The 21,835-nt window shown below is 35.2% G+C and carries 20 protein-coding genes and 1 tRNA gene; 15 read left to right on the top strand and 6 right to left on the bottom strand.

Going from position 1 to position 21,835, the window contains the following annotated elements:
• Nucleotides 1-5: 5 nt before the first annotated feature.
• The 3 genes from J3D55_RS15705 to J3D55_RS15695 all read right to left on the bottom strand — a co-directional run bounded on the left by J3D55_RS15705 (nucleotide 6) and on the right by J3D55_RS15695 (nucleotide 1,646).
• A complete protein-coding gene (locus tag J3D55_RS15705; protein WP_259132440.1) occupies nucleotides 6-224 on the bottom strand; it encodes a tautomerase family protein in 219 nt (72 codons plus the stop codon).
• A 103-nt stretch (nucleotides 225-327) separates the two neighbouring features.
• The gene (locus J3D55_RS15700; protein ID WP_259132439.1) at nucleotides 328-861 is read right to left on the bottom strand and encodes a YceI family protein; all 534 of its coding nucleotides are present in this window, start codon (nucleotides 859-861) and stop codon (nucleotides 328-330) included.
• A gap of 212 nt (nucleotides 862-1,073) precedes the next feature.
• On the bottom strand, nucleotides 1,074-1,646 hold the full coding sequence (locus J3D55_RS15695; RefSeq protein WP_259132438.1) for a Crp/Fnr family transcriptional regulator: 573 nt from the start codon (nucleotides 1,644-1,646) through the stop codon (nucleotides 1,074-1,076).
• Nucleotides 1,647-1,768: 122 nt separating this feature from the next.
• On the opposite strand from J3D55_RS15695, the gene J3D55_RS15690 reads away from it, so the two are divergent.
• Nucleotides 1,769-2,719, top strand: coding sequence for an SPFH domain-containing protein (locus tag J3D55_RS15690; protein WP_259132437.1), 951 nt, complete (start codon nucleotides 1,769-1,771; stop codon nucleotides 2,717-2,719).
• Nucleotides 2,720-2,752: 33 nt separating this feature from the next.
• Here J3D55_RS15690 and J3D55_RS15685 read toward each other — a convergent pair whose 3' ends face one another.
• The 3 genes from J3D55_RS15685 to J3D55_RS15675 all read right to left on the bottom strand — a co-directional run bounded on the left by J3D55_RS15685 (nucleotide 2,753) and on the right by J3D55_RS15675 (nucleotide 5,944).
• Nucleotides 2,753-3,100: a DUF4377 domain-containing protein gene (locus tag J3D55_RS15685; protein WP_259132436.1), complete on the bottom strand. Its 348-nt coding sequence runs from the start codon at nucleotides 3,098-3,100 to the stop codon at nucleotides 2,753-2,755.
• Between the two features lie 558 nt (nucleotides 3,101-3,658).
• Complete coding sequence (locus J3D55_RS15680) at nucleotides 3,659-3,997, bottom strand: Mpo1-like protein (protein WP_259132435.1); 339 nt, start codon at nucleotides 3,995-3,997, stop codon at nucleotides 3,659-3,661.
• A 138-nt stretch (nucleotides 3,998-4,135) separates the two neighbouring features.
• The gene (locus J3D55_RS15675) at nucleotides 4,136-5,944 is read right to left on the bottom strand and encodes an amino acid permease (protein ID WP_259132434.1); all 1,809 of its coding nucleotides are present in this window, start codon (nucleotides 5,942-5,944) and stop codon (nucleotides 4,136-4,138) included.
• A gap of 251 nt (nucleotides 5,945-6,195) precedes the next feature.
• On the opposite strand from J3D55_RS15675, the gene J3D55_RS15670 reads away from it, so the two are divergent.
• The 14 genes from J3D55_RS15670 to J3D55_RS15605 all read left to right on the top strand — a co-directional run bounded on the left by J3D55_RS15670 (nucleotide 6,196) and on the right by J3D55_RS15605 (nucleotide 21,831).
• The gene (locus J3D55_RS15670) at nucleotides 6,196-9,159 is read left to right on the top strand and encodes a tetratricopeptide repeat protein (RefSeq protein ID WP_259132433.1); all 2,964 of its coding nucleotides are present in this window, start codon (nucleotides 6,196-6,198) and stop codon (nucleotides 9,157-9,159) included.
• A gap of 86 nt (nucleotides 9,160-9,245) precedes the next feature.
• Nucleotides 9,246-11,009, top strand: coding sequence for a TonB-dependent receptor (locus J3D55_RS15665; protein ID WP_259132432.1), 1,764 nt, complete (start codon nucleotides 9,246-9,248; stop codon nucleotides 11,007-11,009).
• A 91-nt stretch (nucleotides 11,010-11,100) separates the two neighbouring features.
• A tRNA-Arg gene (locus J3D55_RS15660) sits at nucleotides 11,101-11,174 on the top strand.
• A 201-nt stretch (nucleotides 11,175-11,375) separates the two neighbouring features.
• Nucleotides 11,376-11,888 (top strand): hypothetical protein, encoded by a 513-nt coding sequence (locus J3D55_RS15655; RefSeq protein WP_510185685.1) that lies wholly within the window; start codon nucleotides 11,376-11,378, stop codon nucleotides 11,886-11,888.
• Nucleotides 11,889-11,907: 19 nt separating this feature from the next.
• On the top strand, nucleotides 11,908-12,612 hold the full coding sequence (locus J3D55_RS15650) for a hypothetical protein (RefSeq protein ID WP_259132430.1): 705 nt from the start codon (nucleotides 11,908-11,910) through the stop codon (nucleotides 12,610-12,612).
• A gap of 768 nt (nucleotides 12,613-13,380) precedes the next feature.
• Nucleotides 13,381-14,202: an alpha/beta fold hydrolase gene (locus tag J3D55_RS15645; protein ID WP_259132429.1), complete on the top strand. Its 822-nt coding sequence runs from the start codon at nucleotides 13,381-13,383 to the stop codon at nucleotides 14,200-14,202.
• Between the two features lie 37 nt (nucleotides 14,203-14,239).
• Nucleotides 14,240-14,728: a MaoC family dehydratase gene (locus tag J3D55_RS15640; protein WP_259132428.1), complete on the top strand. Its 489-nt coding sequence runs from the start codon at nucleotides 14,240-14,242 to the stop codon at nucleotides 14,726-14,728.
• Nucleotides 14,729-14,883: 155 nt separating this feature from the next.
• On the top strand, nucleotides 14,884-15,795 hold the full coding sequence (locus J3D55_RS15635; protein ID WP_259132427.1) for an alpha/beta fold hydrolase: 912 nt from the start codon (nucleotides 14,884-14,886) through the stop codon (nucleotides 15,793-15,795).
• Between the two features lie 41 nt (nucleotides 15,796-15,836).
• The gene (locus J3D55_RS15630; RefSeq protein WP_259132426.1) at nucleotides 15,837-16,469 is read left to right on the top strand and encodes a hydrolase; all 633 of its coding nucleotides are present in this window, start codon (nucleotides 15,837-15,839) and stop codon (nucleotides 16,467-16,469) included.
• Nucleotides 16,470-16,482: 13 nt separating this feature from the next.
• Complete coding sequence (locus J3D55_RS15625; RefSeq protein ID WP_259132425.1) at nucleotides 16,483-17,871, top strand: alginate export family protein; 1,389 nt, start codon at nucleotides 16,483-16,485, stop codon at nucleotides 17,869-17,871.
• Between the two features lie 556 nt (nucleotides 17,872-18,427).
• Nucleotides 18,428-19,027 carry a M17 family peptidase N-terminal domain-containing protein gene (locus J3D55_RS15620; protein ID WP_259132424.1) on the top strand — a complete coding sequence of 200 codons (600 nt, stop codon included), beginning with the start codon at nucleotides 18,428-18,430 and terminating at the stop codon, nucleotides 19,025-19,027.
• Nucleotides 19,027-20,919, top strand: a complete 1,893-nt coding sequence (locus J3D55_RS15615) for an amidohydrolase (protein ID WP_259132423.1) — start codon at nucleotides 19,027-19,029, stop codon at nucleotides 20,917-20,919. Before J3D55_RS15620 ends, J3D55_RS15615 begins: the two co-directional genes overlap by 1 nt.
• Before the next feature lie 11 nt (nucleotides 20,920-20,930).
• Complete coding sequence (locus J3D55_RS15610; RefSeq protein WP_259132422.1) at nucleotides 20,931-21,356, top strand: DoxX family protein; 426 nt, start codon at nucleotides 20,931-20,933, stop codon at nucleotides 21,354-21,356.
• A 1-nt stretch (nucleotide 21,357) separates the two neighbouring features.
• The gene (locus J3D55_RS15605; protein WP_259132421.1) at nucleotides 21,358-21,831 is read left to right on the top strand and encodes a Dps family protein; all 474 of its coding nucleotides are present in this window, start codon (nucleotides 21,358-21,360) and stop codon (nucleotides 21,829-21,831) included.
• The last annotated feature ends 4 nt before the right edge of the window (nucleotides 21,832-21,835 follow it).

The following is a 21,835-nucleotide window of genomic DNA, read 5'->3' as shown; positions in this document are numbered from 1 at the left end:
TTAATTTACTTTTTTGCTGTTGAAAATCCTTGTTCTTTTAACACTGAAACCTGTTCTCCCGCATATCCCCAATTATCATCTTCGATTTCGTTGATTACGATGTGTGTCAAATGTGGATCTTTATTTAAAACTGTAGTGACAACTTCACTGATTTTTCTGATTAATTCCTGTTTTTTTTCGCGGTTAATATCTTCGCGTAAAACGTCGATTGTAATGAATGGCATGATGTTAAATTTTTAATTGTGATTAAAATTAACCGCAAAAGAGACAAAAGTTGTTAAACCTTTCGCGGTTAAAATAAAAGTTTAAATAATTTCTTATTAATAATTATTGTGCGTCTGCAACCAAATGTACATTCAGATCGAAATTGTTGTAGATCAAAGTGTCACCAAGATTGGCAAAGAAATTTGATGATCTGAATTTGATGTTGAATTTTGTTCTGTCGATTACAATTTTAGCGTCTAAAACTGCAACATTGTCTGTCTTCACAATTTGTAAAGTTGTCTCAATAGAATTTGTAATTCCTTTGATCGTAAGATCTCCTTTTACATGATAAAGGTTACTGTCGCTTGGTTCTGCATGTATGATTTCGAAAACCGCATCAGGAAACTGATCTGAGTTAAAGAAATCGTCTGAAGCCAAATGACTCGCAAATTGTGCGTTTGTTTCGGCATCTTCAACATCAAGAATGGTGATTGATCTTGTGCTGATTACAAATTTTCCGGATAGAAGATTGTTGTTTTCAAAAGTGAAATCTCCGTCTTTTACTTCGATTATTCCGTTGTGAGCTCCGGTTACTTTTCTTCCGATCCACTCTACTAAACTGTTTTTGCTGTTTACTTTAAATTTTTTTGTATCCATTTTAATTGGTTTTAAATGTTGATACAAAGTTCAGCCGATTGAAGGAAAAAGTTACGTGATGTAGATCACGAAATATGGAGAAGTTTAAGGGCGGGAAGATGGGAGTTGGAGGATGGAAATTGATGTTTTTAAAGGTTTATATTTAATTAAAATTAACAAGCAGAAATTACCATTCCAATAGTAACCTCCGGCTCCCACCTTCAAACTTCCTGCTATTGATGAAGTCGACTCAAAGTCTCTCTTGTAACACCTAAATAAGCGGCAATCAGATGTTTCGGGACTAAGTTGTATAATTGAGGATACAAAGCCATAAGTTCTTCATACCTGAATTTCGCATCGTTATTCATGAAAGAAAGCAAACGTTTTTGAGCTGCAACATAGCCTTTATTCGTTCGCCACCTGAAAAAATGTTCCACCTCATGAATTTCACTGCAGATCTTTTCTCTGTCTTCATTTGAAATAGATAAAATACTTGCATTGGTAACGCAATCAACGTTGATGGTTGCTCTGTTTTTGCTGTAGAGCGCATCAAAATCTGTTACCCACCAATTCTGCATCGCAAACTGAAGGATAAACATTTTCATAGCATCATTAAGGTAAAATGCTTTCAGACAGCCATCTAAAACAAAATATTCGTGATCTACGAAATCTCCTTCCGAGATCAGACTTTGTCCTTTTTTTAGATTTATCATATTAAAATGCCCGAAAACATACTCAAACTGATCTTCAGTAAGAGAAGCAAATTTTGAGATGTGCGCTTTTAATATTTCTTTAGCATCAACCATAATGAATTATTAATAATCAAAATTAAGTCTTTTCTTAAAATTAATTTACATTAATTGCTTGTAGATTTTCTAATTATTTTTAACAAAATAAAAATAACAACGACTCATTAAAAAATCAAATTATGGCATATTTAGGAATTATTGTTTTTATCGGGTTGGTAACATTATTTGCTTCTTTTTTCACTGTAAAACAGGAAACGGCGGCAATTGTGGAGCGTTTAGGGAAATTTCATTCTGTCCGTCATGCGGGTTTGCAGCTTAAAATTCCTTATTTAGATAGAATTTCAAAAAGAATGAATCTGCGAATCCAGCAATTGGATGTCATGATCGATACCAAAACGTTGGATAATGTTTTTGTGAAAATGAAAATATCGGTTCAGTTTCAGGTAATCAGAACACAGGTTGGAGATGCTTTTTACAGACTTGAAAGTCCACATGATCAGATCACTTCTTATGTTTTTGATGTAGTGAGAGCGGAAGTTCCCAAGTTAAAACTGGATGATGTTTTCCTGAAAAAAGATGATATTGCGATCGCTGTAAAAGCCGAACTTCAGGAAGCGATGCAGAGTTATGGTTATGATATTATCAAAGCTTTGGTAACAGATATTGATCCGGATGAGCAGGTAAAACATGCCATGAACAGAATCAACGCTGCGGAAAGAGAAAAAACAGCTGCAGAATATGAATCTGAAGCACAAAGAATCAGGATTGTAGCGGTTGCAAAAGCAGAAGCTGAATCTAAAAAATTACAGGGACAAGGTATTGCGGACCAAAGAAGAGAGATAGCAAAAGGTCTTGAAGAATCGGTAAGAATGCTGAATAATGTGGATATTAATTCTCACGAAGCATCTGCATTAATCGTGGTTACGCAACATTATGATACGCTTCATTCGGTAGGAGCGAGTAGCAGAAGTAATCTTGTTTTACTTCCCAATTCACCAACGGCAGCAAGCGGAATGCTGAATGATCTGATTGTAGCAATGACCACGGCAAATACAGTAGGAGAGGCGACGAAGGGTGATTATCCTAAACCTCCCAAAGATCACAATCACAATACGAGCAGCAATCTATAAAAAATAAAACCTCCGAATTTCGGAGGTTTTTTGTTATTTCTTGGTTTTAGAGACCTGTTTTATTAAAGTATATTTAATTGAAGAACCGTCCATCGGAGGATTGGCGATTTTTTCTGTTTTTACTTTCAAAACGTATTCGTAACCCGGTTCGTAGGTGAACCCTTCAATATTGCTGTAGAAGTTTGTCCAGTTTCCCGATTGGGTTTCTTTCACCTGCAGGCATTTCATAGGTGCAACTCCTGTACAGTCTGCAGTTTCGGGTCCTACGATAAATGTTTTTTCATTCTCGCCGGAAGCGTCTGCAGTTGTAGTACATTGTGCCAATACAAGCATAAAAACTGCGGAAAATAATACTTTTAGAAATAATTTAGTGTTTTTCATAATTCAAACTTTAAAAATTGAGCGCGCAATTTTTATGCCGATTTGTAGATTCAAAATTATTTAAGCATAAGAGCCCGTTTACATTTTATATTACAAATTTTGTAACCTGTTTGAAAATCTATTTTTTTGAAAGTGAAAGTTTTTACATTGAAAGACTTAAGATCTTTTCAAACAGAATCTGTTATTCTTTTTAACGCAAAGATTCTATTTACATTACGCATTATTTTTAGAAGGCAAAGGCAAATAAAATTTGCTTCGCGAAGCGTGAAAATATAGCTTCATCAAAATCAACTTGTTGATTCATCTTTGCTCACTTAATTAAATTAATATTGAATAAATCTTTGTGTTAAAAATCAGCAGTAAATTTTAAAATGTTTGAATCAAATTTAAATAGACTCTAAGTTCGGGATAAGAAAATTTTAGGTCTTTTTTAAACGCTATGATCGCAATTTTTTTTATTAAAACTGAAAAAAAATTCGTTCGCAAGGGCGTTTCACTCAGCTAAAATCGCAATCAGTCTTTGTTGAATAAAGTGTTAACTAAGGTTGTTTAAAAGAACTATTCCCAAGGTTGCTTCGGTTTGGCAACTCCAATAAAACTTTGCTTTCTGATGAGTAATTCAAAAAACAATTTAAAATCCGAAATCAGTGACCATAAAGGATATTTGAAGGTTGCAGGTTTATTCTTTTCAATCACAGCATGACTGAACCACGCAAAACCGTAACCAAAAATAGGAACGTACCATAGAAATCTTTCTTTTCCTGAGCTGATGACATATCCGATCACGAAAAATACGAGCAATGTCCCTATAAAATGCAATATTCTGGTTCCCGTTCTGCTGTGTTCGGTAAGGTAAAACTGATAAAATTCTTTGAAGGTTTTTATTCTTTCAGACATGGCGTTTTTAGTTTAGGTTTAAAAAATCTAAAGCAATAAGTCAGCCAATTTTTAAAGAAAAGTACAAAAAGCAAAAAGGCAAAACTGCGATTCACAATTTTGCCTTTTTAGTATATTTTATTGAAAACCTTTTGAGGGCTAAGCTTTATTAAGTTTACTGTGTTTTTTACCGTAAGAGAAATAGAAGATTAATCCCAACACCAACCAGATCCCAAACCAAGACCAGTTTTCTGTACTCATACCTGTTAAAAGATAACAGCAAGAAACTAACCCTAAAAGTGGAATTAAAGATAAGTTTTTCAGAAATGCCAAGAATGAAATCACCACACAAACTAAGAAAAAAGTAATCAATGGGATGTTCATTACGACATCTTTAAACATATCTGTAAAATAGGTTGGGAAAATGTAATTTACCAAAACCAGACTCAAGATAAACCCAATCGGGAAGATGTATTTTGAATTAATATAAGGGATTTTGAATTTCCCTTTTCTCTCTGCCATTTCCTCCTCACTTTGTGGGGAAAGCATCAAAACACCTCCACAAACAAGAACGAACGCAAACAGAGTTCCGATACTTGTAAAATCTAAAATTAAATTTTCGTCGGTAAAAAAGATAGGAAGTCCCACAACAATACCCGTAAGAATTGTCGCGAAAGCAGGCGTTTTATATTTAGGGTGAATTTCAGACAGTTTTTTTGGCATTAATCCATCTCTACTCATCGTCATCCAGATTCTTGGCTGTCCCATCTGGAACACCAATAAAACACTTGTCATGGCTACAACCGCAGAGATTGATACGATGAAAAGCATCCATTTTACGCCTTTTATGGCAAATATTTCTGCTAAAGGATCGGAAACACCCAATTCTTTATAAGAAACCATCCCGGTAAGAACCAAAGCCAAAATAATGTAAACGACAGTGCAGATCACCAAAGAGTAAATCATCCCTCTTGGTAAGTCTTTTTGAGGATTTTTTGCTTCTTCCGCCAAAGTAGAAACGGCATCAAAACCAATATAAGCATAGAAAACTGCAGAAACTCCTGCCATTACTCCGCCAAAACCATTAGGTAAAAACGGTGTCCAATTATCAATATCAACATAAGTGAAACCTACGATAATGACAAGAAGAATTACGGCTAATTTGATGTAAACCATTAAGTTACTTAGGTTTTTAGACTCTTTTGTTCCTCTGTAAACCAAATAAGTAATTAGTACATTAATTAATAAAGCCGGTAAATCGAATATTACTTTTAAACTTCCTAAAAGCGGTGAATTTTTCCATGCCAGAAAGCCTTCCGCATTTTGTAGTGTTGTTATTTTCTTTTGAAGAATAGTGGTAATGTTTTGCCCTTCTTTTAGATGTCCTTTTACTTCATTAGATGTTAAATAACTTTCTAAAGACGAATCATGTACAAGGGTTGCTTTATTCGACAGATAATTGTTGATACTTTGAATGAAAGCTGTATTATCATTAAAAATAGCATGTGCAGATTTGTAATTAACAGTCAACCATTCCGGGATATGAATTCCGAATGTCTCTATTAAATTGGTAAAATAACCACTCCACGAAAAGGCAATATAAATATTTCCGATGGAATATTCCATAATTAAAGCCCAACCGATAATCCACGCAAAAATTTCTCCGAAAGAAACATAAGCATAAGTATAAGCACTTCCTGAAACGGGAACTCGTGAAGCAAATTCTGCATAACACATGGCTGTAAAACCGCATGCAACAGCACAAATAGCATATAAGAAAATAACACCGGGACCGCCGGAAAAACAAGCATTACCAATCGCACTGAAAATACCACCACCAATAATGGCAGCAATACCGAAAAAGGTTAAATCTTTTACACTTAAAACTTTGTTCAAAGAATGGTTTTCACCATCACCTCCCTCCAAAATTGTCGCATTCAATGGTTTCCTTCTAAAAAGTTGATTCATTCAATTCTATATTTGATTACGAAAAAAGCAAATGTAATTATTTCTCTGAAATAATTTTTGTTTTCTTAAGGTTTCTTATCAAAAAGTTAAGAAGTCTTAAAAAAGATTATAGTTATTAACATTATGTTAAAAGGCTTGTTTATACAATATCTTTTCAATATTTTCGTTGATAAAATGTGGATAAAATTCACGTTAAATTTAAAATTTATGGCCTTGTTTTTGAGGCTCAAACATTTTAAAATTTGATATTAATGAGATCAAAAAAAATACTTTTAGCGGCTGCAGTGTTTTATTTCGGGGTTTCCGAAGCACAACAGTCACAATACTTTACACAAAAAGAAAATTACAGATTCAATCTGGCTGAAAATCTGTATCAGACCAAAATATACAACGCTTCCCAATACGAATACGCAAGACAATATTTCTATAATCAGAATTTGTCGAGGTCGAGGAAAGAAGCTGCGCAGTTTTTTGATAACGTGATCGGGGTTATTCTTCAGAAAAATCATGCTGAAGAAGGGTTAACCGCTTTCATGAAAGAATATCCGAATTCTGCCTATTTTGCTCAGGCAAATCTTCCGTTGGCTGATTATTATCTGGCTAAAAAAGATTTCCCGAAAGCCTTGGAAACTTTGAAAAAAGTAAACCAATATCAACTTTCAAAAGAAGAAAATACGCAATACATCTTGAAATTGGGTTATGCCAAATTTATGATGGGCGATTCTAAAGGGGCAACTGATGCACTGGAAGAAGCTTACAAAACAGCGGACGAATCTCAGAAAGGCGATATTGCTTATATGTTGGGACATTTGTATTATTCTAACAGACAGAATGATAAGGCTTTTAAATATTTTGATTCTGTAAAAGATCAGCCGAAATATTCTAAGCTGGTGCGTCCTTATTATGTACAAATGTATTATAATGATAAGGATTATGACAAGGCGATTTCGGAAGGAACTGCTTTGCTTAATGAAGATATTTCTGATGCTTATAAAGCTGAGGTTCACAAGATCATTGGTGAAAGTTATTTCATGAAAAGTGATTATACTTCGGCATATCCTCATTTAAAGGATTATCTGAGCGTTCAGCAGAATCCGTCTGAAAATGACCTTTACGAGATGGGATTTGTCGCAGCTCAGCTTAAAAAATATGATGAAGCGGTTTCTTATTACAATCAATTATTGAACAGCAATTCTGCGTTGGCTCAAAATGCGTATTATCAACTTGGAAATGCTTATTTGGCGGTTGGTAAAAAGCAAGAAGCACTTTCTGCGTTCCGTTCGTCTTATCAGATGACATATGATGCCAATGTGAAGAAACTGGCGCACGAACAATATGCAAAATTAAGCTACGACATCGGAAATCCGTTTGAAAGCGCATCGACAGTTATTCAAAATTATATTAATGAATATCCGAATGATTCGAATGGAGCAGAAATGAGATCACTTTTGGTGAAATCTTATCTGTATTCGGGTAATTATAAGGAAACATTAAAAGCGATCGACAGGCTTAAAAATTCTTCTCCTGACATTGATAAAGTGGATCAGGAAGTTTCTTATTTATTAGGAACCGAAGAATTTAACAAAGGGAATTACGATGAAGCAGAACAATATTTCCTGAGAAGTTTAGGATTTAATATCAATAAAGAATTCAACAACAGAGCTTTATATTGGCTAGGACAAGTGTATTATCAGAAAGGAAATTATCCGTCTGCAATCGTTCGTTACGAAAAATTGCTGACCGAAACTTTCCCTGAAAAACAACAGTTGCCTTACGATTTAGGATATGCTTATTTTAAATCTAAAAAATTCGATCAGGCGGAAACGTATTTCAAACAATATTTAACGAATCCGAAATCTGAGTTTAAAAATGATGCAGAACTTCGTTTGGCAGATATTAATTATGCGAATAATAATCTGAATGAAGCGATTGCGATCTACGACAAAAACGAAGACGCGACAGATTATACTTTATACCAAAAAGCGATGGCTTTAGGATTTAAAGGTGATACTCAGGCGAAAATTACCAATTTAAAAAATCTTTTATCAAAATATCCGGGTTCTGATTATTTAGACGATGCTCAGTACGAAATGGGAACGGCTTATGCAGCTCAGGATGATTTTTCGAATTCGAACGATTTCTTTAATAAAGTCATTAAAACTTCATCTGATAAAGATTTGGTAGCGAATGCTTCCATTTACAGAGCTCAGAATTATATCGATCAGAATCAAAGCGATAAAGCATTATCTGAGTTGAAAAGTCTTGGTGATCAATACAAAAATACGGCTTACGCAGAAAAAATCGTTCAGGCTGCAAAACCAATTTTCACGAAAAACGGCGATGTTGCAGGCTATGAAAATTTTGCTAAAAATATAGGTGTAAATGTTGATGCTGCAGAAATTGACGAAATTAATCTGTCAACGGCAAAACAATATTTCACGAAGAAAGATTATAAAAATGCGATTTCTTATTACGAGAAATATTTAACGCAAAACCCAACAGGAGAAGGACTTTATCAGGCTAAGTACGAGCTTGGAGAAAGTTATTATCAAACAAAAAATACAACAAAAGCATTGTTAGTTTTACAGGAAGTTGGCAATGTTCAGAATGATTATCAGGATGATGCACAGACTCGTTTGGCTCAAATTTACATTGCGCAGGGAGATACTACGGAAGCCAGAAAATATTTGGAAAACATCAAAAATTCTTCTGACGTAAACGTTAAAAATTACGCCAATGTAGAATTAATGAAGTTATATGCAGACGAAAAGAATTTCTCACAGGCTGAAAAATTGGCAGATGCAGTAATTGCAAACAATAAAAACTCTGCGGCAGTCATTGAAACTGCAAAAGTAATTAAGACGAGAAGTCTGATGAATTCTGGGAAAGATAAGGATGCACAAACTGCTTATACTTCTCTTGAAAAGTCTTCCAACACGTCGGTGGCGGCAGAAGCTTTCTACGCAAAAGCATTCTATCAAAATAAAGGAAAAGCCTTTAAATCTTCTAATGAAACGATCTTTAAATTATCAAATAATTACGCTTCAGAAGAATATTGGGGTGCAAAAGCTCTTGTTTTACTTGCGAAAAATTATGTAGGCCTAAAAGATAATTATCAGGCGAGCTATACTTGTGATCAGATCATTGAAAACTATAAAGATTTCCCTGATATTGTTGCAGAAGCGAAAGAAGTGAAGAAGTCGATTAAAAAATAAAATGTAGTAACGTATTAATGTAAAATATTAAGATTTAAAATAAAAATCATGAATATTTTTTACTAAATACTTAAATACAAAAAATAATGAACAAAAGAATTCAATTATTATCCATCATATTCTTAGGGATTTCGTCGGTCGCGTTTTCTCAAATTAAAGAAGAAAAACTGGTTCTTAATAAAAAAAGAGAACCGGAAGTAAAAAAGATCGAAAAAAAGAAAACTTCTGTGGAAACCATTAAAAATTATCCACCGGAAGAGAAATCGCAAAACCCTGTACAATATAATATTACAGATGTTCCTGCGGTTTCGGATTTCAAAACTTCAACGATTCAGGGGCAGGATGTAACTCCGAAGTTTCAGGGATCAACTCAGAATAATTACCTTCAATTCGGGATGGGTAATTATGGAAAAATCTTGGGTGATGCTAATATTTCGAAGACGTTGCAAAATAAGATCGAAGTGGGAGCAGATGTCCATTTCCTTTCGACTCAAGGTCTGAAAAAAGAATATCCTTGGGATTCTAAACAAAGTTCGACCACATTGGGCGCTTTCCTTAATTCTTATGGAGATAAAGGGAAATTCAATTTAAATGCTGAATATGGCTTAAACAGCTATAATTATTACGGTATTTATGCATTGGAACCGGGAGATGTCGATTTGGATCAAAGAGTGAATCAGTTTAAAGTAAACGGATATTACGATTTCTATTCTAATGAAATTTTAAATGATATACGCGTAAAATCTTCATTCTTAAAAGATCATTTTGATGCGCAGGAAAATCAGGTTTCCGTATTGGCGAATTTGTCTAAACACGCGGTAGAAATCGGAAAATCAGGAATTAATCTGAATGCTGATCTGGGTATTGGTTTGGAAGCTGTAAAGAGTGAATTTGCGATAAGAGATAAAAATACGTCTAACTTTGTTAATACAAGTTTAGCTCCGAAAGTTACGTTCAGAAAGGGAGAATCTTATTTAATGTTAGGTTCATCATTTTCTTTCCTGAATGCAAAAAATCAGAACGATTTGATGGCTGAGCAAATGAAAAACAATAAAACCTATTGGTTTCCGGAAGCTGAATTTCAGTTTGCAGCGGCAAAAGAATTTAAATTTTACGGAGGTGTTGACGGAGGTTTAAAATTAAATACATACAGCGATCTATTACAACAAAATCCGTTCATTGTTTCTGACCAATATTTGAGACCCACTGAAACAAAATATCATTTTTATGTAGGTTTGAGAGGGGATATCGATGAAACTTTCAAATACGATGTTTCTGCAGGATACGGAAAAATGAAGGATATTATGTTCTTTAAGGCAAATGATTTATTTGATACTAATTACACGCTAAACCGTTCTGCATATAATTTTGCCAATACATTCTCGGCAATTTATGATGATGGAAATGTTGGTGACATCAAAGGAAGCTTACAATATTTTCCTTTGGCGAATTTAGTGTTGGATACAGAGGTTAAATTCACCAAGTTTGACTTAAAGAATTACGAAGATATCTATAATGTACCCTTACTTACGGCAAGTATCGGAGCAAAATATACCATGTTGGATCAAAAATTATTACTAGGTTTCAAAGGGATTTTTGCAAGCGACAGAACGACGAATTCCTTTATGATTGAGGGAGTTGGGAGTCCCATGATGTACCAGTCTACCGAGAATACCAATGATAAAGTTGGGGGGTATGCAGATGTAAACCTTTCGGCAGAGTATAAAATTCACAAAAATTTAAGTATTTTCGCACTCGGAAATAATCTTCTAAGCTCAAAATACCAAACGTACAAAGGCTATAAAGTTCTTGGTGCACAGGTTTTGGGAGGAGTTAAAATAACATTCTAGAGTTTGAGTGTAAGAGAGTTTTAGTGATTGTGTATTGATCTTAAAATACATTGTTAAAACTCTCTTACTCTAAAGCTTTTAAACACCAACCGGCTTCGTAGTTCAACTGGATAGAATATCGGATTTCGGCTCCGAGGGTTGGGGGTTCGAACCCCTCCGAAGTCACAAACACCCAAATGGCTCCAATTTAATTCAAATTGAGCCATTTTTTTTTGTTTTTGATTCCAGAATAATCCAGATTAATCTTTTTTAGTTTTTTAGTAAATTTAGGTTCGAAATAAAAACTAATAATTTTTAGTAATGATACCTCTTACAAATTACTAAGGTTTTCTTGGAACATTAAAATGTATTGTTGCCGATGATAAAATGATACTGAAAATGATCACAGATGAAGATGGACCCACTGTTATAATGAATGAAAGTTTACTTGATTTGGCGCAATTTGATCGAGAGAATCCCGATGTTATTACAATAGATTCTGGCGTAGTAAATACGGTTTCAAAAAATAAAGGAAATAACAAGTATATTGATAATTTAGCAGAAATAATAATTCATGAAGGTGGTCATTGGGCAGACTATGCAATTGACCATCATTCCAAGGAATCTGACCCACTTTTTAAGACGAGTTTTAAATCAAAAAGTGGTATTGGAGATGCAGGAGATAATTGGGAAGCTGTTTATTTTGGAACAGATACTCAATTTTCTGAGTCTGATCGTAATATAATTAGTGAAAAGTTTGATGGAATTAGAAGGAATAATGCTGCAAAAGATTTTAGGCAACAACGTCAAATCAGGGACTTAAAATCACAAAAAATGCCATCTATTTTAGATAATTATAAAAAACCAAAAGATAATTTGCGAGTAAGACCATGTTATTAACCCAAAATCCCTAAACAATATGAATTTTAAAACTAAAATAGTTATAATTTTATTATCCTCTTTATTACTTACGAATTGTAAGGAGGAAATGAAGAAATGTGTAAGTCAATCAACCGATACTAATGTAAAACTATATAATGATTTAACAGATCAGTTGATACCTTATTTTTTTAGAGAAGACTATTTAGGTGAAAAAAGATATTTTGATAGTTTAAGAGTTCATGATGATGATTTATATATCGAAGAGAAGACAAAAGTGCACAACGAAATTTTTAATCATCCTGAAAAATTTTGCAATTTGTATATAGATTCTACTAAACGTAAAAATACATATTTTGCTACAAGTAGTAAAAACTTTATTACAGGTCATCCCGAAGCTCATATAAATGACATAAAAAGTACGAAGGAGCTTTTAAAAGAATTTTCCAGTAATACAGATATTATTAAAAAATTAAGTACACGAAGTTCTATAAAAGCAAATCAATTTAATTTGTGTACCGCAAAAGTCCTAGATCTGGCAGAGTATGATAAACATACAAATGAATGTGAGATAGGTGTTGTCTATTTTTCAGAGATTGTATTTGATCCTTCTAAAAGAACAGCATTAGTTTTTGTTGACCATCGTATAAAAAAAGATTATTACGGTAGAAATGCTATATTTAAACTAAGATTGCATGATAATTATTGGGAAATAGAAGATGTTATGTTAGTGTCAACTTCCTAATTTTCGGCTCTTTACGCGATAGTACCACGATGTCGCGGATTTGTAATCCGTGACAAATCTTAACAATTAGCGAACGCAAATTGCTAGGATCGTGTAAGAATGGAGTTTACAATAATCATCTATATTTTGAAAATTAATATAAACCGCCCATAATAGCTCTCATAATATTTTGTAATATAAAATATTTCTCAGAATCGTCATATGATGATTAATAACCTTGTAAGAGCTATAAGTTTATTCAAATCTTCTACAAACTTGTTCGAAAAATGCACCACTGGGGTCACTAGTAAAAATCCCTTCAATAGATTTATTGAAGGGATTTTTCATTAGGTTTAATCTAAAGAATTGATCAATACTCATTCTAAATGCGTATTTGCAAGTCATTTTCTAATTGACTGCTCCCCTATATTTTTCTATAAAAAATCGCTACAGGAAGCGGGAAAATCAAAGATTAGCAAGAGGAAACAAGAAAAGGTTTTTTCAGATTTGAAGATCAAATCAACAACAGAAGCCACAGAAATTTTATTGATATAAGGTCAATGATAATGCTATCGTATAATCATTTTAAGAATTTTATTTCAGTCAGAATTTTAAAAATTAATCAAAATATAGATAGTTTATCATAAAGCCGTAATAAATTTACGAAATACCGTAATGGAAAATTAATGATTTGAAATTTAATAATCTGTAAATCAGTGATTTATTTATTTGGGCTGTTTTTTGAAATTAATGTTATGAATTTAATTATTAATCAAAAAAAATAAAACAATGAGTACACTAAAATTGAAAGACGGAACAGAGATTTTCTACAAAGATCAAGGAAAAGGACAAACATTGATGTTTCACCACGGATGGCCTTTATCATCTGACGATTGGGATGCACAGGTAATTTTCTTCTTACAGAAAGGTTACAGAGTTGTAACGCATGACAGAAGAGGTCACGGAAGATCCAGCCAGGATATTTATGGTCACACTATAGAACAGTATGCTTCCGACGCAGTTGAATTGGTAGAATTCCTTGATTTGAAAGACGTTATTCACATCGGACACTCAACAGGTGGTGGTGAAGTAATTCGTTACGTGAACAAATATGCCAACGGAAGAGCCAAAAAAGCAGTTTTAATCAGTGCTGTTCCGCCAATTATGGTAGCGAGTGACAGCAATCCGGACGGTGTACCGATGGAAGTTTTCGACGGGATCAGAGATCAGACGTTGAACAACAGACAGCAGTTTTACATCGATTTGACAATTCCTTTCTACGGATACAACAGAGAAGGTGCGGTTGTAAAAGAAGGTGTACAGAGAAATTGGTGGAGACAGGGAATGATGGGAGGTATCGTGGCTCATTACGAAGGCATTAAAGCGTTTTCTGAAACCGATTTTAGAGAAGACTTACAAGCGGTTGATATTCCGGTTTTGGTTCTTCATGGGGAAGATGACCAGATTGTTCCTTACCAGAATGCAGCTCTAAAATCAATTAAATTATTAAAAAATGGTAAACTAATTACTTACCCAGGTTTCCCTCATGGAATGCCGACTGTACATGCAGAAACGATCAACAATGATTTATTAGCTTTCATTACCGAATAAATTCCATTTAAAAATATTCTAACTCAAAAAAGTTTTTATGGAAAATTCAAATACAAACGAATCAGCATTTAATCCTAAAGATTTCGCTATCGTAAAGGCTCGTACTTTTGATGAATTGGTTATCGGAGAAGTTTTCCGGGCACCGAGCAGAACATTGACGGACGCTCATGCATCGGCTTTTCAAACGGTTTCGTGTGATAATCATCCCATTCATTACGATGCAGAATATGCGAAAAGATACGGCCACGAAGCGCCGGTTGTCCACGGATTACAGGTTTTGGCATTTACCGCTCCCGGAGCGACTTTGCTGCCTCATTATTTTGGAAATATTTTCATCAGTTTTCTGGAGCTTTCGTGTAGCTTTTTGAAGGAAGTTCATTCCGGTGATACATTGTATTCTTCGCTCACGATTACAGATCTTACGCCACAAGGAGATAAAGGTGTCGTTACCACAAAAGTGACGATCTATAACCAAAAATCTGAACTTGTATTGGAAGGTGAGCATAAATACTTATTGAAAAGATAAAATTCTTCTTTTTTGAATCTGCTGTCTCTTTTATAAATTGAAATTATATTAGAGTAAGGGGCAGCTGATTTGAAAATTCCATTTTAAAACTTACTTAATTACCTCTGACATTTTTAAAATAAATCTGTCAAATATCAACCTTTATATGTAATATCATGAAATTAAAATCAATTCTTGGTACTGCGGCTTTATTAGCTACAGTATTCGTTACCAATGTTCAGGCACAAAATACAGGAAAATCAACAAAAGCGAGAGCCGAATATATTGAAGTTGAACCCAACGTAAGACTTCACATTACCGACCTTGGCGAAGGAAAAACGGTTGTTTTAATTCACGGTTATCCTTTGAGTGATGCCTCTTGGGAATATCAATATCATCCCTTAATCAAAGCAGGATATCGTGTTATAGGGATCACTTTGAGAGGATTCGGACAGTCAGACAAACCTTATGGAAAGTATGATTACGATCAATTTGCTTCCGATATCAAAACTGTTTTAGACAAATTAGACATCAAAGATGCAACTTTAGCTGGACATTCGATGGGCGGTGCCATAGCATTGCATTACGTTGCAAAATATAATAGCGCGCACGTCAGCAAATTGGCATTGTTCTCTGCTGCTGCACCTTTACACACCAAAAGATCCGATTATCCTTATCCATTGTTTAAGAAAGAAGATATTACCCAATGGATCGAGCTCAATAATAATGACAGACCTGCATTGCTAAATGCTGTAGGAGAAAAATTTGTTTTATCTGCAACTTCAGTTTCACCTGGAATTGGCGCTTGGTTGGGAAGCATCGAGATGCAGTCTTCTGCTTATGCAATGGAGCAGGCACTTATCGCTTTGAGAGATGAAGATCTGAGAGGAGATCTGCCAAAAATTAAAATTCCAACCCTTATTCTTCACGCAAAACAGGACAAAATTGTTTCTTATGAATTGGCTGAACAAATGCATAAAGCGATTGCAGGTTCACAATTAATTCCTTTTGAGAAGAGCGGTCACGCTTCTTTTATTGAAGAGAAAGATAAATTCAATGCTGAATTCATCAAATTTTTAAAGCAATAATTTTCTATTAAACTAAAATAACAACAAAAAAATAACTTAAAATGAAACCATCACCAAAACTACTATCTCCGGATAATCACGCTCTTGTATTAATCGATTTTGAAGGTCAAATGGCGTTTGCAACAAAAAGTATTTCAATGAACGAGCTTCGTAACAACGTTGCCGTAATTTGTGGAGCTTCCAAAATATTCAATGTTCCGACGATCGTAACAACTGTTGCTGAAGAAAGTTTCTCAGGACCTGTTTTCCCGGAAATTGAAGAAGCATATCCAATGGCGACTTCCGGTTATATCGACAGAACGACGATGAACACATGGGAAGACGAAGCGGCTTACAAAGCAATTGTAGGAACTCAGAAACAAAAACTGGTTTTTGCTGGTTTGTGGACGGGCGTTTGTATCGTGGGACCCGCTTTGTCCGCATTGGAAGAAAATTATGATGTGTATGTAATTACCGATGCTTGTGGCGATGTAAGCGACGAGGCACACGAAAGAGCCATTCAGAGAATGATTCACGCAGGCGTAAAACCGATGACTTCCATCCAGTATATTTTAGAATTGCAGAGAGATTGGGCGCGTCAGGAAACGTACGTTGCCGTTACCGATTTGATGAAAAAATACGGTGGTTCTTACGGATTGGGAATTCAATACTCACACAAAATGATTCAACATTAATCTAAAATTTTCAATGTTGAAATCTGCACATTACCTATCGTTTTTAAAAGTTGTCATTGGTATCATCTTTTTCTGTACTCAAAGTTTATCGGCTCAGAGTTTCAAGCTTCTGCGATACGATGAAAACTATGAATATTTAAAAGATTCTTCTGACACTTTTTATAATAAGGTTAAATTTCTTCCTCTTAATGAAAAGAAAAATAGCTATCTGTCTTTCGGGGGAGAAGCACGGTATGAATATGTAGATTTCAACAACGAAGATTGGGGAAGACAGAATATCGGACACAACAATTTTTTTCTACAGAGATACGATGTTCATGCCGATCTGCATTTGGGCGAAAATGTAAGGATTTTTTCACAAGTCAGAAGCGCTTTACAAAACGGAAGAAAAAACGGATCCAGAGGAATTGATGAAGATCAGCTGAGTATTCAGAATCTCTTTATTGATGTCAATATTTTTAAAAATCAGAATAGAAAATTGGTTTCAAGAATTGGTCGACAGGAATTGGATTACGGTTCCGGAAGATTAATTTCCGTAAGAGAAGGACCAAACGCAAGACTTTCTTTTACAGGAGCTAAAGTGATGTATTCTGCTAAAGATTTTTCTGTTGATGCTTTTGCAATGATGGCAGACAGTATTAATGCAGGAGTTTTTGATAATAAAATGTCGAAACAGATGAATCTTTGGGGATTATATTCAAAAATTATCTTTCCAAAAGCCGGAAACCTCGATCTGTACTATATCGGAATCCGAAGAGACGAATCTGTCTTTGAAGCCGGAACAGCCAAGGAAAAACGCCACACCATCGGCGGAAGATTCTGGAAATACGGCGGCGGATTCATCTATAATCTGGAAGCAGCCTATCAATTTGGAAGTTTCGGAGAAGGAAATATCAGTGCGTGGACAGGCTCTGTTGATATTGGTTATCTGTTTGAAAATGTTAAGTTTAAGCCAAGTATTAATCTTCGCAACGACTACATTTCCGGAGACAAATCGAAGAACGATGGAAAACTCAATACATTTAATCCTCTCTATCCTAAAGGCGGTTATTTTGGCTTCAGTCCGCAGGTTGGACCGGTTAATTTAATTGATATTCATCCGTATGCAACATTGGATTTAACATCTAAACTTAAAATGCAGGTCGATGTTGTTTTCAATTGGCGATATTCCCTGAATGACGGTGTTTATAGACCAAGCGGAGTCCTCAATCGTCCCGGAAGCAGCTCAGACAAAAGATATATTGGGACGGCTTATTTAACCAATTTTACTTACAGTTTCAGCAAATATATCTCGTTGGTGAGTGGACTTCAGTATTTCAGAAAAGGTGCTTTTATCGAGGATATTATTCCGGATGCGAAAAGCGGGGTCTTTTACAATATCCGTTTAGGATTCAAATTTTAAGGAGCTTAATCCCGCTTTCCACTATATCTTTTTCGCCTATGCTTTTTTTCAAAGCCAATTCAGAAAAAGGATGTCGTTACAATCGGGGCTAATGTCGCTGTCTTCCATTTGAAGAGCAGAAAAATAACCACAAAGTTTGTCATCCCGAAGGGATCTCAGCTCGAATCTTTCCACAATTATTTTTTCTAATACTATGTTTAGATTCCTACGGGATGACAAACGTTGAGAATAGAAATTTAATAAAAAATAAGAATCAAAGGTCTAAGCAAATATTTTTAAAATAATCTGAGTGAAATTTTATCAAAGATAAAATCCTTACGCCTTAAAACATAAAAAAAGCTTTGCGCCTTTGCGATTACCAACTATAAAATTAAAGTTTACCCAAATTATCATTAAAACGATTTAATTATGCAAAATTCAATTTCAAAATATTTCAATTGGTCTAAAGCGATGTTTGTCGCATTAATACTGACAACTTCAGCAACGAATTTTATTTCAGCGCAAACAACAGCTGAAACAAAAACAGCCATCGGAAACCACAACAACTTGGGGAAAAGTGGACGGCGTTTCTATCGTTGGTCTTGTTCAAGGACCTTCTGCGGCAGGCGCAGACTTACAGATTGCCTGTGTTTTCGAATATACGGAAGGCGACATTTTCAATCCACCTGCGCTTCCTACCGAGTTAAACGGAATGGTTCATCTGGATCAAGCTTTGAAAGGAATAATTACCGATGTCAGAAAAAAAGGACAGTTTAAAGGTCATGCGTTAGAAACATTATTAATCGCTCCGCCAAAAGGAAGTTTATCATCAAAAAAATTATTGTTAATCGGATTGGGAAACAGAAATTCTTTCGATGCTGAATTAATGAGAGAAGTCGGAAGTGTGGCGATGAGAGAAGCTTTAAAGCTAAAAGTGAAAACCGTTTCTTTTGCCAGCGACCTCAAAGATGCAGGAGTAGATTCTCCGACTGCTCTGGTTGCCGAAAATGTTGTGTTGGGAGCTTTTGATGCTTACAGAGCTCAAACCTATTTGGATAAAAATCATTTGTCTGAAAAACTGACCGTACAAAAACTTATTTTATTGGCAGGACCTTCATTTTTTACGGTTGCAGGAGGTGGAATTAAAGAAGCGATTACAAAACTTGATGCCCAATAATGATGAAGGCAGATTTAATTTTATATAACGGAAAAATTCACAGTTTCAATAAAGAAACGCCGGATATTTCTGCGGTTGCCATTAAAGAAGGAAAAATTATTGCCGTTGGAAATGACAGTTTGGTCGACCAGTTTTCAGAGGAATCGACAAAGATTATCGATTTAAAAAAGAAAAGAGTAGTTCCCGGAATCAATGATTCTCATATTCATTTGATTCGTGGCGGATTAAACTTTAATCTTGAATTAAGATGGGACGGCGTTCCGTCATTAGCCGACGCGCTGAGAATGTTAAAGGAACAGGTTGATCGTACTCCTTCTCCGCAGTGGGTTCGTGTGGTCGGTGGTTGGTCAGAATTTCAGTTTGCGGAAAGAAGAATGCCGACGTTGGAAGAAATCAACAAAATTGCTCCCGAAACTCCGGTTTTCATCCTTCATTTGTATGACAGAGCTTTGATGAACAGAGCGGCTTTGAAAGCGGTTGGATTTACTAAAAATACTCCAGCTCCTGCAGGTGGACACATCGAAAGAGATACCAACGGAGAACCTACAGGATTGATTATTGCCACTCCAAATGCCATGATTTTGTATTCAACTTTAGCAAAAGGTCCGAAACTTTCGTACGAACATCAGGTGAATTCTACGAGACATTTTATGACAGAATTAAACCGTTTTGGAATTACGAGTGTTATTGATGCAGGTGGAGGTTTTCAGAATTTTCCGGACGATTATCAAGTCGTGAATGAACTAAATGAAAATAAACAGCTTACCGTAAGAATCGCGTATAATTTATTCACTCAAAAACCAAAAAATGAGTTTGAAGATTTCAGCGACTGGATTGATACCGTAAAATTATACCAAGGCGATGATATGTACCGTCACAACGGAGCAGGAGAGATGCTGGTTTTTTCTGCAGCAGATTTTGAAGATTTCCTTCAGCCAAGACCCGATTTGCCTGAAAATATGGAAGCCGATCTTGAAAAAGTTGTTCGTCTATTAGTGGAGAATCGTTGGCCATTCAGACTTCATGCGACTTACAATGAAAGTATTACAAGATTTTTAAATGTTTTTGAAAAAGTAAATCAGGATATTCCTTTCAACGGACTTTCCTGGATTTTTGACCATGCCGAAACGATTGATGAAAAAAATATCGAGCGCGTAAAAATGCTCGGCGGAGGAATCGCTATCCAAAGCAGAATGGCGTATCAGGGAGAATATTTTACCGACCAATACGGAGCAAATGCCGCTGAAAATACACCACCCATCAAAAAAATGCTGGAAATGGAAGTTCCTGTTGGTGGTGGTTCTGATGCAACGAGAGTAAGCAGTTACAATCCGTGGGTTTCGATGTATTGGTTGACAGTGGGGAAAACAGTTGGCGGACTTCAGCTGTATACTGATACCAGATTAGACAGAAATGTTGCGCTGGAATTGTACACTAAAGGAAGTGCCTGGTTTTCTCAGGAACAGCAGAAAAAAGGGGATATTCAGGTGGGGATGTTTGCTGATTTGGCAGTTTTAGATAAAGATTATTTTACGGTTGAAGACGAAGATATTAAAAATATCGAAGCGGAAATGACGGTTGTAGACGGAAAAATTGTCTACGCAAAAGGTGAGTTTTCATCATTTGCGCTACCCTCGATTCCTATTCTTCCGGATTGGTCGCCGACGAATTTGTATAACGGCTATTCTCCTGTTGGCGGACATTTTCAGGCAGCAATTGAAAAAAATGCAAAGTCAGGTTTAAAAGCACCATTGACTTCTCAGATTCACAGTTGTGCGGGAAGCTGCGATGTTCACAATCATAATCACGACCATGCGAGAATGAGCAATATTCCGGTGAATAATTATCATTCGTTTTGGGGAGCGCTCGGATGTTCTTGTTTCGCTTTTTAAATATATAAATTATGGAAATTTTAAAACAAATTTTATCCTCAGATTTAGGAACATCATTCAACGATATTGCTTTTCTGATCTTCAGAGTACTTTTGGCTGTCGAGCTGTTTAGGGTTCATGGACTAAAGAAATTCAGAATAGAAAACGGACAGAAAGAAATCGTCCCAAATCCACTCGGACTTCCCGATAAAATAAATGCTTTGGTGGCTTCATTTTCCGATTTGGTGGTTCCTTTTTTAATTATTTTAGGATTGGGAACGAGGCTCGCCGTTTTGCCGACAATTGGCGTTACAGCGATTGGTTATTTCGTGGTTCACAGGAAAGATTCTTTGGAAGTTCGCGACGTTCCTTATATGTACACCCTGTCTTTATTGTTAATTCTTGCGTTGGGCGCCGGAAAATATTCACTCGATTATTATTTATTAAATCTTATTTAAAATGAAAACATCTATTGGAATTAAAACAGAAAATTTAGCAAAAGTTGCTGAGGTATTGATAGCAACATTAGCCGACGAATTTGTGTTGTATACGAAAACAAGAAAAGCGCACTGGAATGTAGAAGGCGCAGATTTTTACAACAAACATCTGTTTTTTGAAGCGCAATATGAGCAGTTGGATGAAATTGTTGATAATCTAGCGGAAAGAATCAGAATATTGGGACATTATGCTCCGGCTACTTTGAGGGAATATTTGGCGTTGACTCATCTCTCCGAAAGTCATTTAGAAGGTAATGACAGCCTGACTTATATTAAAGAATTGCTATCCGATCACGAAAGTATTATCATTCATCTTCGTGAAAATATTGAAAATTTTGCTGTTGAATTTCATGATTCCGGAACGAGTGATTATATTACAGGATTATTGGAAACTCATGAGAAAATGGCTTGGATGCTTCGTTCACATTTAAAGTAAAAAT

The organism is Chryseobacterium ginsenosidimutans (assembly GCF_024807225.1).
Lineage (GTDB): Bacteria > Bacteroidota > Bacteroidia > Flavobacteriales > Weeksellaceae > Chryseobacterium > Chryseobacterium ginsenosidimutans.
This window is presented reverse-complemented; position numbering and strand designations above follow the sequence as displayed.